Source organism: Lactiplantibacillus plajomi (assembly GCF_005405405.1).
GTDB lineage: Bacteria > Bacillota > Bacilli > Lactobacillales > Lactobacillaceae > Lactiplantibacillus > Lactiplantibacillus plajomi.
On record NZ_BJDZ01000035.1, the window covers coordinates 1 to 15,099 of the forward strand.

The following is a 15,099-nucleotide window of genomic DNA, read 5'->3' on the forward strand; positions in this document are numbered from 1 at the left end:
TGGCTTAAAGTCGTGTCCACCACGTTCCAGCCGCTTTAGGACCAACCGGCAAGGCGGAAAGTTTCCACTATCCGGGCTTGACTAATCGTAGGAAAAGGGCTGTGACATTAGTCACAGCCCTTTTTTCTCCGAATATTGATAGTCGAAACGTGCGCCAAAAGTCAGCTGGCTCCGCTTAACCCCGTAAGTCCAACAATCCAAGCCCAGGATTATTCACCTTACGCCGTTATGCTCACCAGCTCAGCGACTTTTGTCACACTCTGTTTGACTTAATTATTCACTTTAGCAATCTCATCCGCAATCAACTTGGTCAGTTCCCGGTTCCCCGCCGGGTTCGGGTGAACGTTATCGGCTGCAAACCAGTCCGAACGGTTCAGTGACTTCTGATGCCAATCAATAACGTGGACGTTTTTGTACTTCGCGGCCGTTTTCTTAATCTGGTCGTTGACCTGATTTTGCCAACTTTGGGTTGGCACGTGGGCCGTCACCCAGAAAATTTCGTGGTCCTTACCGACCATTTTAACGATCTGATCAGCTTGCGAACTCGGGACCGCCCCGTTCGTCCCAACGTTCAACAGAACGTTATGCGCCAACTGGCCCTGTTGGCTTAGACTCTGCAAAATTCCGGGCACTTCGGACGCTTGGCGGCCGACCTTACCTTGAACGGTCGTTGCGGGAATCACTTCTTGCAAGTCGTTCGCAACGTCAAGCAAAACCGAGTCGCCAATCGCCGTTAAGCTGGTATCGCGCATGGCGAGGACGACTTGCGGTTTCAAGTCATACTCCTTCACCACTTGCTTCTGCTTGGCCGTTAGCTTCTTCTCGGCCGCTGCGGTCTTCATTTTTTCAACCGCCACTTTTTTCGATGCCGAGCGGGCCTTGGCGGCGGCTTTTTGCCGTTTCAACGCCGCTTCGTTTTTCTTTTCGGCGTCCTTCGAATTCTTCGCAATCGTCTTTTGCAAATCGGTCTTTTGTGCGGCCGCCGTCTTACTTGGCTGTTGAACGAAACCAACCGCCGTAATCAAGAACAGGGTCGCCGTAATACCGAAAATCGTGGTCGTCAGCCGGTTCAACTTCGGTTCCCGGACAAACTCACGAATGTCGATCCACAACCGACTGTAATCGTAGTGCCGCATCGGTTCTTCAATGAAGCGGTAACTTAGTTCGGTTACTAACAAAATAAGCGCGACTTCAATCAGACTGTTAATCAGTGGGTGATCACCGATGTTGTGCACCTTAGTTTCATAAAAGATCATAACCGGGAACTGGTATAAGTAAATGCCGTAACTCCGTTGGCCAATGTACGTGAAGACCGGGTTGGTTAAAATCCGGTTCATCGAACTCCCCGGGTGCGCCACCGTTGCGACCAGTACCGTCGAAAACAGGGTGAACAGTAGCATCCCGCCACGGTAAGTGAAGGCTGACGTCCCAGCCATCCGGAAGAACATCCAGACGATGGCAACCAGTGAGACCCCTCCGAGGGCGTCCAACGTCAACCGGTTAATCGGGGCAATGTCCGGTGACATTTCCCGTGACGGCCAGATAAAGGCCAGTCCGGAACCTAGCAAAATGGCAAACATCCGCGTGTCGGTCCCGTAGTAGACCCGGTTCGTATTTTCAGGGTCGTACAAGATCGCCATGCCTAGCGCCGAAACGGCCGCCATCGCCAACATGAACCAAAAAATTCGCGACCGTTTCCTAAAGAGAATCATCAGTAACGCGACCACCAGTGGCCAGAATAAGTAATACTGCCCTTCGATCGATAGCGACCAGAGGTGGGTAAACGGTGATTCGCCGTTAAAGCGATCAAAATAACTCTGGCCGTGATTGATTTCAAACCAGTTATAAACGTACAGTAAGTTGGTCGTAACTGTTGCCCGAATATTGGTCAACAGTGACCGTTGAAACAGCGTAATATAAGCGCTGGTAGCCAATAGCATCGTTACAAACGCCGGGTACAGCCGCCGCATTCGGTGCCCCAAAAATCGCCCGATGCGAATCCGTCCGAATTGCAACCAATCTTGCAGTAACAAGTCGGTAATCAGGTATCCCGAAACGACGAAAAATATCGGGACCCCGAGATAGCCTCCCTGTAAGGAAGCTGGCATTAAGTGATAAATAATGACCCCTAACACCGCTAAAGTCCGGATGCCGTCAAATCCGGTAATATAACGTCGCGGACGCATTCGATGGCGGTTCATCCGCGACATCGTTCGACTCATGTTGACACTCCGCAAATTCTCGTTCATTTTTTTAATTTCCCCTTGAATTATTTCATTATAACCGCAACCCGCTAGCGTTCCAGTACTTTTACTATAATATGTAACCGACTGCATTGACCAGCAAAGTTGAATCTTCTTTAATTATTTTTATTAACCACTTTACCCATTAGGGCGGTTAAGCATTGCCTCACTGTTGGCGGATTAATGGCGGAAACACCGGTATCCCGTTCCACCAATCATTAATCCGCTGATAAAAAATATTGCGTCATTCAAGGGCTTTTATTAATAATTCGAGTTGATTAAGCCAGCATACTAACCGGCTTCAACCGTCATTATCATCTTGCAACTCAACCCTAACTCAATTATTAGCCGTGATACTTACCCGTTAACAAGTGTACCTTGGTGATCTCACCGGAATTAAAGTGCCGGACCGTGGCGTCGTCTAAGCGCACGACTAACGCACCCTCGGCATCAATGTCTTCAACGATACCGTCGTACGTCCGCGCCCCACTTTTAAGCGACACCCGCTGATGGATGACCATCGACAGCTTACGATAATCATCCATAAAGGCCCCACTCCGATACGCCGGATAACGCGTCAAAAAGTGGTGGATCAGCTCACGAATCACTTGATTTCGTGACACCGACGTCGGGTGATCAAGGACCGCCCCGGCCTTATACTGGATTGATTCCGGAAAGGCCGCGGTCGTCAGGTTGATGCCGATGCCAACGATGACCGACGAAATCTGACCGCTCTCAAAGTCGGTCACACCTTCCGACATAATGCCGACCACTTTATGGTGGTTGACCAGCACATCGTTCACCCATTTTAATTCAACCGGAACGTCAAACAACCGTTGCAGCGTCTGTGCAACCACCACCGCGGTTCCGGTCGTGAGCAAGCCCGCATCCAGCGGTTCGCTCGGCCCAATCGGTAATCCGATACTCATATAAATCCCAGTCTTACTCGGAGAATAAAACGGTCGTCCCGACCGCCCGTACCCGGCCGTCTGTTGATCAGCGATAACCACCGTGGGCTGTGCCAACGGTTGCTCAGCAACTAGCCGCTTTAAATACGCGTTGGTCGAATCAACTTGGGGTAACACCACCAACTTAACCGGTCGTTTCAAATCCAAGCCGTCTTCAATGACCGCCGCACTCAACTGATTATTTTCCACGTAGCGGTAGCCCCGTCCGTGGCGACTTTCAATCGAATAGCCGGCGTTTTGTAGCCCGCGAACCAATTTCCAAATGGCCGTCCGGCTAATATTTAACGTCGTGGCCAGCTGATCGCCAGATTGATACTTGGGCGCTGCCGCCATGAGTAACCTCAGTACTTCCGTCTGATTAGCCAAATTCTTCTCACCTATTTCACATTAGTTAACCCATTATTTCATATTGGTTAACTATCTTCAATTGATTAGAAAAAATGTAATATTACATTTTACTGTGACTATCAGTTTATCCATTTTTTCAAATCTGAAAACGTTTGTCAATCGAAATGCGTAACCCGTTATTCCCAGCCTGGCAAGGGGTAAAACCTGGACCTTATCTTGTTATAAAGTTATTAATACTCACACGCCGGCAACGGCCAAAAACCGCTAGCATAGTTTTGACCCGCAACGCGCGCCAGTGGTAAGATAATGAATAAATAATTAGAAATTAGGTGATCACATGAAACAAGGAACGACGATCATCACGTTGGATAATGGCTACCATTTATGGACCAATACCCAGGGTGAGGGTGACATTCAACTACTTTGCTTACACGGTGGCCCCGGTGGTAATCACGAATACTGGGAAAATTTCGGTGAAGAACTCGCCGACTTAGGCGTTCAGGTTTCCATGTACGACCAACTCGGTTCCTGGTACTCCGACCAACCGGACTACTCGAACCCGGAAATCGCCAAGAAATACCTGACTTACGACTACTTTTTGGATGAAGTTGAAGAAGTTCGCCAAAAGCTGGGCCTAGATAACTTCTACTTGATTGGCCAATCTTGGGGCGGCGCGCTGGTCATGATGTACGCGCTCAAATACGGTCAACACTTAAAGGGCGCCATCATCTCCAGCATGGTCGACAACATTGACGAATACGTTAAGAACGTTAACAAAGTCCGCGAAGACGCCCTCCCTGCCGATGCCGTGGCCTACATGAAACAAAAGGAAGCGGAAGGCAACTGGGACGACCCACAGTACCAGAAATACGTTGACGTTTTAAACGCCGGCTACGTCGATCGCAAACAACCAACCGCCATTCGGCACCTTATCAGTACGATGGCGACCCCGGTTTACAACGCATTCCAAGGTGATAACGAATTCGTGATTACCGGTAAGTTAAAGGAATGGGATATTCGTGACCAGATCCATAACATTAAGGTGCCAACCCTACTGACCTTTGGGGAACACGAAACGATGCCACTTGCTTCTGCTCGCCGGATGGCCCGCGACATTCCAAATTCGCGCTTAGTCACAACGCCTAACGGTGGTCACCACCACATGATCGACAATGCCCCGGTCTACTTCGACCACTTAAAGCAATTTATTAAGGACGTTGAAAACGACACGTTTAACAAGTAAAGATTACAAAACGCCAGTCGGTTTCGGCTGGCGTTACTTATTAGTATTCGGTCAAACTTAAAAATCAATAACTTTATTTTTTTATTACCAACGATAGCGCCCCCGTGAACGAGTTTCACGGGGGCGTTAATCATTCGCGTTAAACGTTTAATATCCAGAGATAAATGATGAAAATGACGAACAGTACGTACATCAACGGGTGCACCTGCTTAGCGTGCTTCGTGGCCACCATTGTGATCACGTAAGTAATGAACCCTAAGGCGATCCCGTCAGAGATACTGTAAGTTAAAGGCATCCCGATAACCGTCAAGAAAGCGGGAACCGCAATTTCAAACCGTTCCCAGTTAATCTGCTTCAAGGATTCTGCCATCAAGACCCCGACAATGATCAACGCCGGTGCCGTCACTTGACTCGTTACTACGTTCAACAATGGTGAGAAGAAGAGTCCAAGCAAGAACAGAATTCCAGTGACCACGGCACTCATCCCGGAACGACCACCCACGGCGATCCCGGCAGAAGATTCCACGTAAGCTGAAGTTGGTGAAGTCCCCAAGACGGACCCAACTAACATTGAAGTTGAATCAGCCATTAAAGCCTTACCCACTCGTGGCATCTTATTATTTTTCATGAACCCGGCCTGTTCGGCTAACCCAACTAAGGTACCGGCCGTATCAAAGAACGTCACTAATAAGAAGGTTAAAACAACGATAATCAGTTGAAGTGAATTAATGTCGCCAATGTGGCCAAGTGCCACCCCAAAGGTTGGTTTCAAGGATGGTGCGGCCGAAACGATGGTCGACGGCATTTTAATCAGGCCAGTCACTAAGCCGAGAATTGAGGTCAGGACCATCCCGATAAAGATCCCACCCGGAACCTTACGACTCATTAAAACTAACGTTACAATCAAACCAAAAATCGTCAGCCAGGTCGTTCCAACTGTTAAAGAACCAAGACCAACCACCGTTGACTTATTCGCAACGATCAGGCCACCACCGTGTAACCCGATAAAGGCAATGAAGAACCCGATTCCGGCCGAGATAGCGAGTTTCATATCGCGCGGAATGGCATCGATAATTAGTTCCCGCAATTTAAAGACCGTAATTAACATGAAAATCAAACCGGCAACGAACACGCCGGCTAAAGCGGTTTGCCACTTAATCCCCATCCCGATAACCACGGAATAAGTAAAGAAGGCGTTAACCCCCAGTCCCGGTGCAATCGCAATCGGGTACTTTGCCAGCAATCCCATCATCAAACAACCAAGGGCCGAAGCCAAAGCGGTGGCGGTAAAGACCGCCCCCTTATCCATTCCGGATGCCCCTAGCACGCTCGGGTTAACGAACAGGATGTACGCCATCGAAACGAAAGTCGTTAGTCCGGCTAACACTTCGGTGCGCATGGACGTTTTCAATTCTGAGAAATTAAAATATGCCGCTATTTTATTCATGATTTCCTCCATAAAATTAAAATAATTGAAATAGCCAAGATAAAAACGTTCGTGTTTTAGTTCCCTATCACAAAATTAATCCTATCATTGTTCATCGACAAAAGCAATATCCGAACACTAAAATATTAGATTTCCATTTTATTGTGATTTTTTCATTTTTCCGGGTCCTGCGGTAAAATTAAATTGGATTTATCAAAGTTTGATCAATTTCGTCAAGGGAGGCGTGATCAACGTGGCAAATTCCAAAGTTAGTGCTATCTTTTTCCTCATCTTGTACGCCGTTTTACTCTACTTCGTCTTTACGATGAATAACATGGTAGCGATGTACCTGATGGCAATCGGCATGTTTTTAGAAGCCTGCGAAGGCGTGTATTGTAATTTCTTCAAGCACTAAAAAAATCCGGGAGATCTCCCGGATTTTTTATTGCGCAGCCGATTGCGGCCCGTCGTGTCCCAACTGGCCGACCCGTTCTGAAAAATCACTTAACGTGCTGATCAATTGTTCAAGCTGCGGCGTCCCGATTTCCGTCATCCAAATTTCAAACTGGCGACTGATAGCCTGATCCACCAAGGTTTCGACCCGCTGACCACGTTCCGTTAAGTGTAAGTATAACCGGCGTCGATCTTGCGGATCGGGTACCTGAAAAACGTAGTGCTGGCTTAGTAAAGCCTTAACTTGCCGTGAAATTGCACTGCGGGTCACCTGCCGTTCAACCGCAATGTCGTTCAACGTGACGTCGTCCGACGTTGCGATCCGCCGCAAAATTAAATACTGTTCGAATGATAACTTATGTTGACTCAGTGGCCAGGCAACTAGTGAAATCATTGCCCGGGCACTCCCCTGATACGCTTCAAAATACCGACTTAGTAACTGATTCAATTCTCGTTTCTCAATTGCCATTACCGTCACCCCATTAACATTGACTAATTGCCAAACGCTCTTCTACACCAGTATGCACCGCTGACCCCGACTTTTCCCGTATTTAACGCACGTAAGGCATCTTGCCTAACAATTAATCGTGACAAAGCGTATGATAAAGGTAGTTGACCGCTTACAAAAGGAGTTTTGATATGGCACTTTCTGCGTTACACCAAGTTGAATTAAAGCTGTTACAAAAAATCATCACCATCTGTACGGCCGAACAAATTCCGGTCTTCCTAATCGGCGGCTCACTACTTGGCGCCATCCGTCACCAGGGGTTCATTCCCTGGGACGACGACGTGGACGTTGGCATGAAGCGGACCGATTATCAACGTTTCATCGCCGTTGCACCGACGTACCTAGATCCCAACGACACCTTTTTACAAACCGGTGCCAGTGATCCCGATTATGGGCTGAGTTACATGAAATTACTGGACGCCAACACGTATATCGAAGAACGGAATAACGTCAATAACGCGTTTAAGGGCGTCTTCGTCGATATTTTTCCGTTCGATAAAATTCCCAGTGACCCGCAACTCCAGCGCGCTCAGATGATGCACTTCCGGTTAGAAGACGCGGCAATCCTACTAAAGTTGGACTACAACTTCGTTAAAACGCCGTTACGCCACCACCTTGGCAAACGAACCGCCGCCCAACTCGCCGACGTCAACCACCATAAACTTGACCGCGAAGGCTACATGCGACTTTACGAACAATCGGATTCGCGGACGTATAAGAACCTCGCGTCACAATACGACTACGACAAGGAAATTCTGTCCTACCAGGAGATAACCGATTTGATCACCGTGCCGTTCGAAACGTTACAAGTTCCGGTCCCGCGCGCCTATGATCAAATTCTGACCCGGATGTACGGTGACTACCATCAGCTGCCACCAGAAAGTGAACGGGTCAGCAAACATTTAAATAAACTAATTATTAACAATCACGAAATCTTATAGACAACGACACGTGGTTCGGCGTTCCACGTGGACGGCGAACCACCTTTTTTAGTAGACCAGTTCAAAATGGTGTGTAAACTAAACCGTTCTCCTTAGCGGGTTTCGTGTTAACCAATCCCAAGCTATGATAAAATTAAGGTAGCAAGACTTACGATGAACCAGCATTCAAAAAATGGGGGATCACTATGGCAGTAAAACTATTTGGTATTATGATGATCAACGTTCAAAGCATTGAACTATCGATCGTTAACTTACGGACGCTCAAACAAGTTGAGCGGGTCCGTTCCGACGTTGCGTTGGGTGAAGACATCTATGACCAGCACACGATCAACTACGATTCGGTCGAACAAGCGGCGTCCGCCCTAACCGGTTTTGTACAGATCATGAACGATTACGGCGTGGCCGGCCACCGATTATGGGGATCGTGGTCGTTATCCACCGCCAATAACGCGGACTACGTTCAGGATCAATTACTAGTGCGGACCGGCTTAAAAATCAATTGGCTGTCCAGTAGTCAGGAAACCTACTTACGGTCCGCCGCGGTCGCGGTGCACTTTCCGCGTTTTAAACAGATGATTCAGGAACCGACCTACCTGCTTGGGATTAACTCCGGTAGCGTCGGAATTTCGCATTATGATCAGGATAACTTTATTTTTTCACGCAGCCTGCGCCTAGGACCGGTCCGAATCGCCGAAGTGCTCGAAGACCTGCAGTCCAGCGTACCGAACTACGTTGAAGTGCTGGATGATTACATTTCCAGTCAAATCGCCGACTTTGGGCGCTTCCTACCCGCACGGCGGGAAGCCCCGAGTAACGTTGTCATGTTAGGCGTCGCACCGTTTTCGAACCTCTTTCGTCAACAACAATCGCAAGCCGGCGTCGAAGAACTCAGCAAGGCTGACTTCCAGGCACTCTACGACGACGTGATCGACGCGTCCGACCAGTACTTAATGGATAAGTATGCCGTGGACGAGGCCGACGTCCGCTTAATCGTGCCAGAATTATTACTGATCAACGAGCTGCTGCGGCTGACTAACGCCCAAAAGATCTGGTTGGGGAACGTGACCGCCCTGGACGGGTTAATTATTCAGGAAGCGGTTAAGTTAGGTTATAAGAAGTATAATTTCAATGACCAAATCGTGACCGCTGCTAAAAACATCGCCGACCGCTACAACGTTGAACCAAAGCACCGCGATTTGGTAACCAAGTTCTCACTCCACCTGTTTGATCAGCTTAAGCCGCTCCACCAACTGGGTAAGCGCGAACGGTTGCTGCTCCAGGTGGCCGCCATCGTCCATGACGTCGGTAGTTACATTGATCCGCATCAGCACTACATGCACTCCGACTACATTCTGCGCGCGACCGAACTGACCGGTCTGACCGACGCAGAAAAGAAGACAATTGCAATGATCTCACGCTACCATAGTGCGCAGACCCCGTCGAAAGACCTTAAGCACTTCGAACACATGCAAGTTGAACAACGCGTGCTGGTTTCTAAACTCTCCGCAATCTTACGAATTGCGGACGCGTTAGACGATGGTCGCAAACAAAAAATCAGCAAGATCTCCGTTTCCATTAAGAATCCCAAGGTCATCATTACCTGCTTCGCGCACGACGACCTATTCTTAGAAAATTGGGTCTTCTCACAAAAAGCCGAATTCTTCAAAGAAGTTTTTGGTTTGACACCAGTGATCAAATTACGGGGGGTTCGTTAAGATGAATTATCGTAAACAAAGTTATTACACCAATCGCGAACTGAGCTGGCTCGACTTCAACTACCGCGTCTTGGAAGAAGCTCGCGATAAAGATAACCCGTTATTGGAACGGGTCCGTTTCCTAGGCATTACCCAAAGTAACCTGGACGAGTTTTTTACCGTTCGGGTTGCCTCGCTACGTAAACTAATGTCGGTCAAGTACACCAAGCCCGACCCGGCCGGTTACACACCGGAACAGCAGGTCCAGGCAATTAGTGCTAAGGCTCACGAAATGGTCAAGCGGCAGTATAATACGCTCAACCGCTCACTACTACCACTGCTTGAACAGCACGATATCCACTTATTGAGCATGGCAGATTTGAACGAAGAGCAGCGGACCTTCGTTAAGAATTACTTCGACGACGAACTCTACCCGGCACTGACCCCGATGGCTGACGATTCGTCGCGGCCGTTCCCGTTCATTGGCAACAACACCTTAAACATTGCGTTACGGATCTACAAGAACGGTGATAAGAAGGACCGCAAGTTTGCTACCGTGCAAGTTCCCGACGTTTTCCCGCGGGTCGTGACCTTACCGGGCGCACCGAACCAGTTCATTTTGATTGAAGAAATTATCAAAGCCTTCGTTGGCTCACTCTTCATCAACTACACCGTGAAGGAAGCGAGTGCTTACCGGGTCATGCGTGACTTGGATCTCGACGTCGCCGAAGAAGACACTTCCGACCTTCTTAAAGAGGTGCAAAAACAACTTAAAATGCGGGAACGCGGAAAGGTCATGCGGTTAGAAGTCGAAAAGAGCATGAGTAAGCACCAACGGACGCGCTTATCAAAAGCCCTCGGTACCGACGAAAACGATCTGTACGTCATCAACGGCCCCCTCAACTTAACGTTCTTATCCAAGTTAGTTAAAGCCGTTAGCGGCCACGACGACCTGAATTATCAGAAGTATCACGCATACTACCCCGCCGTTTACCGCGACCGCTCGATTTTTGATCTGATCAAAGATCACGACATTTTGATGCAGTACCCGTACGACGAATTCAAGCCGGTCGTCGACTTCATCCACGAAGCCGCCGAAGACGAGGACGTCCTAGCCATTAAGATGACGTTGTACCGAGTGTCAGCTGATTCGCCGATTATCAAATACTTAGGCCAGGCCGCTCAAAACGGTAAACAGGTTACGGTGCTGGTCGAAGTTAAGGCCCGTTTCGATGAGGAGAACAACGTCCACTGGGCGAAGAAACTGGAAGAGATGGGTTGTCACGTAATCTACGGCCTGATCGGTTTGAAGACCCACTGCAAGTTGGCACTGGTCGTTCGTCGTGAAAACGAAGGAATTAAGCGCTACATGCACATGGGGACCGGGAACTACAACGACGTTACCGCCCACTTTTACACCGATATGGGCTTATTTACCGCTGACACTGACATGGGAATCGACGCGTCGAACATTTTCAACATGTTGTCCGGCTACTCGGAACCACCCTACTTCCATAAGCTGCACATTTCACCGGACGGCATTCGCGACTTTATTAACGAAAAGTTGGACGATGAAATTGCCATTGCCAAGGCGGGCAAACCGTCCCTTGTGCGGATGAAAATGAACTCGTTATCCGACCCACAAATTATTGCGAAGTTATACGAGGCGTCCCACGCCGGGGTCAAGATCCAGTTAATTGTACGTGGCATTTGTTGCTTGAAGACCGGAATTGACGGTATCTCCGATAACATCGAAGTCCACTCGATTATCGGGCGGTTATTGGAGCACAGTCGGATTTACTACTTTAGTAACGACGGCGAACCGCAAATTTACCTTTCAAGTGCCGATATGATGACCCGTAACCTCAACCGGCGGGTAGAATTGCTTTTCCCACTGCTACAACCGGATATTAGTCAGCGCGCCATGCATATTTTTGACACGATGTGGCAGGATAACGTCAAAACGCGGATCCTACAGCCCGACGACCAGTACGTCAAGGTCGACGGCCGTGGCTTAGAACCGCTAGATTCGCAAGCTTACTTTATTCACGAAGCCGAAACGGCGGTCAAGGCCGACCACGGTGAAAGCCAACCAACCAGTAACAGTCACCAGTTCATCCCAATGATGAGCCCGAAAAACGAACCGAATCCGCTAACACGTGACGGGAAGGAAGATTAGTATGGAAAATTTTGCAGTCATCGACTTGGGCTCGAACTCCTGCCGGATGACCATCACCCAGATTCAAGACGATGGCAGCTACGCGGTGACCCACCGCTTAAAGGAAATGGTCCGGCTTTCCGAAAACGAAGACGAAACCACGCCGCCAACCTTACAACCGGCAGCCATCGACCGGACACTGGCCGCCTTGGCCGGCTTCAAGCAGGTTTACGAGCAACTTCCTAACCTAACGATCACGGCCGTGGCCACCGCCGCGACCCGCAAAGCTAGCAACCAAAAGAAATTCTTAAAGCGGGTCAAAAACGAACTCGGGTTGACGATCGAAGTCATTCCGGGCACTACCGAGGCGTACTACGACTACCTAGGCGTGGTGAACACCTTACCAACCACTAACTGCGTGATGATGGACACCGGCGGCGGTAGTTGTGAGCTGGTTCTGATTGTTAACGGTCAGGCTAAGGAACTCGTCAGTTTACCAATTGGTGCGGTCTTCCTCACCGAAAAATTCCAGTTAAATGACCGGGTCAGTGCTAGCCAGCTATTTAAAACCATGACCTTCGTGGATAAACTTTTCAATAGCGTCTGGTGGTTACGCAACGGTCTCAACCTGCCCATCGTTTGCCTCGGCGGGAGTAACCGAACGTTAGCTAAAATTAACCGCCGGAAAAATAAGTTCTTGAACTTTGAAGATACCCACGGTTACCGCTTGCGTGACACCGCAATTTACGAGACCTTCAACCAGGTCATTGATCAGGACGCGACCGGTCGCGCTAACATCCCTGGGCTGGCCAAAGAACGCGCCGACATTATCGTTGGCGGTATGATTCCGGCCATCACCCTCATGCGGTTTCTAGATTCCGATCGGATGGTCTTCTCACAAAACGGCTTGCGTGAAGGCATCCTTTTCGAACATTTAACCACGTTAGCCGCTCAAAGCAATAAGGTTAGCGAGTAGGACCCACACGAAAAAAAGCTGTCAGAAATCTGACAGCTTTTTTCGTACCATATGTTTGTTACTTTGCCTGCGAATCCGGGTGGTGCTGGGCTAACTGGTCCTGATGCCAACTAGTTGGACTCCATAACTGCCCTTCCATCGCACCGCGTAGACTCTCAATTTCAGCCTGTTGGTCTTCAATCACCTTAATAATCCCGTCAATCGTCACCTGCTGATCCGTAGTCCGTAACGCCTTGAGCGCGTTAACGGCCCACGTTGCTTGGTCGGTTTCACTCATCATTCATTACTCCCCTCACGTTGTTAACTGATTTTATTGTACGGAATCCGCGCCGTTTTACCAAACGATTCGCCCTTTTCTAATAAAAAGTGGTGCCCAATTACTGGACACCACTTTTAGTTAATTACCGAAGCTTAACCAACCGCTTGTTGATCATCATCGTATAACTTTTGTTGAATTTCGCGTAATTCCGACTTCCGTACCGAACGGGGTAAGAATGCCCGGATATCTTCTTCGTTGTAACCGATCTGTAAGCGCCGACCATCATAAATAATCGGCCGTTTTAATAGTTGTGGTTTTTCGACGAGTAAGTCTAATAATTGGTTAAACCCGAGGTCAGCCAATTCGATATGCAATGCTTTGAAAGCCTTAGAACGCGTTGAAACAATGTCCTCGAAGCCATTTTCAGTGAGCCGGAGGATTTGTTTCAATTCATCGCGATCTAGAGGGTTAGCAATAATATCGCGTTCATTGAAAGGAATGTTGTTTTCAACCAACCATGCCCGCGCACTACGGCTAGACTTGCTAGATGTTGAATAATATAAGTTTACTGTCACGATGAATTCCTCCTAAGTTTACAGCGAGTGATGTTATCACTTACTTTTATATAGTAAGTATACGTGATTAGTCAAGAATAGTCAAGATTTGCCAGAAGGTTTTTCTTGAAATCTTTGTGACGTTTCCGTGACGAATCATCTCCCAGTGAACTATTCCGCGTCGTTAAAACCCAGTAACCACCAAAAGCGGTAGCCCAATTCAGGCGTACCGCTACTATTCAACTGCCCGGGCTGGGATCGAACCAGCGACCTCTTGATTAACAGTCAATTATTCTACCGCTGAACTACCGGGCAATTACTATGTCTGTATTTATACACGCATTCAGACATAATTACAATCTTTTTTAAGTTTTTCGCTAATTAATTTCACATAATTAATTATCTCGGAATCCTAAAGTGGGTAAAGTCCTAGCCACGACATCACAGCAAAATCTTTTTGATTTACCATTTTTGCAAGTGCCGTTCTAATTTCATTTTCGTTGAGCGTCGTCTTTAAATTATAGTAGTAATCGCCGTGCTGATTTTGCATCGCCATCCGCCAACTACCAAGCTCAGCCCACGGCTCCGTATCCGGTGCCTGCGACTGGTGCTTAAAAATAACGTGGAAGGTCGGCTTCCACGTGCCATCGTCTTCACCAGTCAACCGAATCAGCCGCTTCACTTGCCGGTGAAAACGCATCGCCGCCGTCCCACCAATGATAATGGCTAGCAAGATGGTCACTGCACCGGCAGCAAATAGGCTCCATAACAGTGCCGTAATGACCGGTGCGGCCGCCAGCTTAGCACCAGCAAACAACCCCAAACACATTAACAGCCAACTACCAATCACGGCTCCATTCATCCAGTTTAACGCCACTTCGCGGGCTCGACGATAAACAGCCAGCCGGTAATGATCGTCGTCCGTCACTACCCGCTTAGCCGCGGGCGTTTCCACGTAAGCCACTGCCATTCGGTCATCATTAAACGTATAGGTCGTCAGCGGTTGAAAGACGGTCTGCATTTCTTGCAAAACTTCCGGCGGCAAATATTCGGCTTCTAGTGAACGGACGTTTTGAGCCGGCTGAAATTGATAGCTAAGTCCATGAACGGCAGTCAGCTGGTAGCCATTGGCGGCCTGGTGGTTAAGCCACGCCGTTTCCGCGGCAGAGCCTTTTAAAAATAATTTGATTCTTTGCATAGTGGAACCTCCCTTGGAAAAGCGGCGATTGTAACTTGATTGAGTTCCCATTATATGCCGATTGGTCTATTTATCAAATAAAGACGCACCTTAGTTTGAACACCCGCCAAACGTTTTATAATCCTTGCTT

Annotated in this window: 13 protein-coding genes and 1 tRNA gene; 6 read left to right on the forward strand and 8 right to left on the reverse strand. The window is 48.5% G+C overall.

All coding sequences use genetic code 11. The features are described from left to right. Window positions 1-269: 269 nt before the first annotated feature. Together FFM82_RS12015 and FFM82_RS12020 are read right to left on the reverse strand one after the other, a co-directional pair. Window positions 270-2,249 (reverse strand): acyltransferase family protein, encoded by a 1,980-nt coding sequence (locus FFM82_RS12015; RefSeq protein ID WP_137646051.1) that lies wholly within the window; start codon window positions 2,247-2,249, stop codon window positions 270-272. Between the two features lie 338 nt (window positions 2,250-2,587). Beyond that, window positions 2,588-3,577: a biotin--[acetyl-CoA-carboxylase] ligase gene (locus FFM82_RS12020; protein ID WP_137646052.1), complete on the reverse strand. Its 990-nt coding sequence runs from the start codon at window positions 3,575-3,577 to the stop codon at window positions 2,588-2,590. Window positions 3,578-3,896: 319 nt separating this feature from the next. On the opposite strand from FFM82_RS12020, the gene FFM82_RS12025 reads away from it, so the two are divergent. Continuing rightward, window positions 3,897-4,802 (forward strand): proline-specific peptidase family protein, encoded by a 906-nt coding sequence (locus FFM82_RS12025; protein WP_137646053.1) that lies wholly within the window; start codon window positions 3,897-3,899, stop codon window positions 4,800-4,802. Between the two features lie 139 nt (window positions 4,803-4,941). On the opposite strand, the gene FFM82_RS12030 is transcribed toward FFM82_RS12025, so the two are convergent. After that, complete coding sequence (locus FFM82_RS12030; RefSeq protein ID WP_137646054.1) at window positions 4,942-6,249, reverse strand: NCS2 family permease; 1,308 nt, start codon at window positions 6,247-6,249, stop codon at window positions 4,942-4,944. A 232-nt stretch (window positions 6,250-6,481) separates the two neighbouring features. Here FFM82_RS12030 and FFM82_RS12035 point away from each other — a divergent pair, with 232 nt between their 5' ends. After that, the gene (locus FFM82_RS12035) at window positions 6,482-6,643 is read left to right on the forward strand and encodes a hypothetical protein (RefSeq protein ID WP_137646055.1); all 162 of its coding nucleotides are present in this window, start codon (window positions 6,482-6,484) and stop codon (window positions 6,641-6,643) included. A gap of 27 nt (window positions 6,644-6,670) precedes the next feature. Here FFM82_RS12035 and FFM82_RS12040 read toward each other — a convergent pair whose 3' ends face one another. After that, window positions 6,671-7,150, reverse strand: a complete 480-nt coding sequence (locus FFM82_RS12040) for a MarR family winged helix-turn-helix transcriptional regulator (RefSeq protein ID WP_225425704.1) — start codon at window positions 7,148-7,150, stop codon at window positions 6,671-6,673. A 170-nt stretch (window positions 7,151-7,320) separates the two neighbouring features. Between FFM82_RS12040 and FFM82_RS12045 the strand changes: the two genes are divergently transcribed. From FFM82_RS12045 to ppx, 4 genes are all read left to right on the forward strand, one after another. Then, window positions 7,321-8,130, forward strand: a complete 810-nt coding sequence (locus FFM82_RS12045; RefSeq protein WP_137646056.1) for a LicD family protein — start codon at window positions 7,321-7,323, stop codon at window positions 8,128-8,130. Window positions 8,131-8,315: 185 nt separating this feature from the next. Next, window positions 8,316-9,845, forward strand: coding sequence for a Ppx/GppA phosphatase family protein (locus FFM82_RS12050; RefSeq protein ID WP_137646057.1), 1,530 nt, complete (start codon window positions 8,316-8,318; stop codon window positions 9,843-9,845). 1 nt (window position 9,846) lies between these two features. Then, window positions 9,847-12,003 (forward strand): RNA degradosome polyphosphate kinase, encoded by a 2,157-nt coding sequence (locus FFM82_RS12055; RefSeq protein WP_137646058.1) that lies wholly within the window; start codon window positions 9,847-9,849, stop codon window positions 12,001-12,003. Between the two features lies 1 nt (window position 12,004). Beyond that, complete coding sequence (gene ppx, locus FFM82_RS12060; RefSeq protein ID WP_137646059.1) at window positions 12,005-12,958, forward strand: exopolyphosphatase; 954 nt, start codon at window positions 12,005-12,007, stop codon at window positions 12,956-12,958. Window positions 12,959-13,016: 58 nt separating this feature from the next. Here ppx and FFM82_RS12065 read toward each other — a convergent pair whose 3' ends face one another. The 4 genes from FFM82_RS12065 to FFM82_RS12080 form a co-directional block, all read right to left on the reverse strand. After that, the gene (locus FFM82_RS12065; protein ID WP_225425705.1) at window positions 13,017-13,238 is read right to left on the reverse strand and encodes a hypothetical protein; all 222 of its coding nucleotides are present in this window, start codon (window positions 13,236-13,238) and stop codon (window positions 13,017-13,019) included. A gap of 131 nt (window positions 13,239-13,369) precedes the next feature. After that, a complete protein-coding gene (spx, locus tag FFM82_RS12070; protein WP_137646060.1) occupies window positions 13,370-13,792 on the reverse strand; it encodes a transcriptional regulator Spx in 423 nt (140 codons plus the stop codon). A 222-nt stretch (window positions 13,793-14,014) separates the two neighbouring features. Continuing rightward, window positions 14,015-14,086: transfer RNA gene (locus tag FFM82_RS12075), tRNA-Asn, on the reverse strand. Between the two features lie 97 nt (window positions 14,087-14,183). Then, window positions 14,184-14,969 carry a hypothetical protein gene (locus FFM82_RS12080; RefSeq protein WP_137646061.1) on the reverse strand — a complete coding sequence of 262 codons (786 nt, stop codon included), beginning with the start codon at window positions 14,967-14,969 and terminating at the stop codon, window positions 14,184-14,186. Window positions 14,970-15,099: the final 130 nt, after the last annotated feature.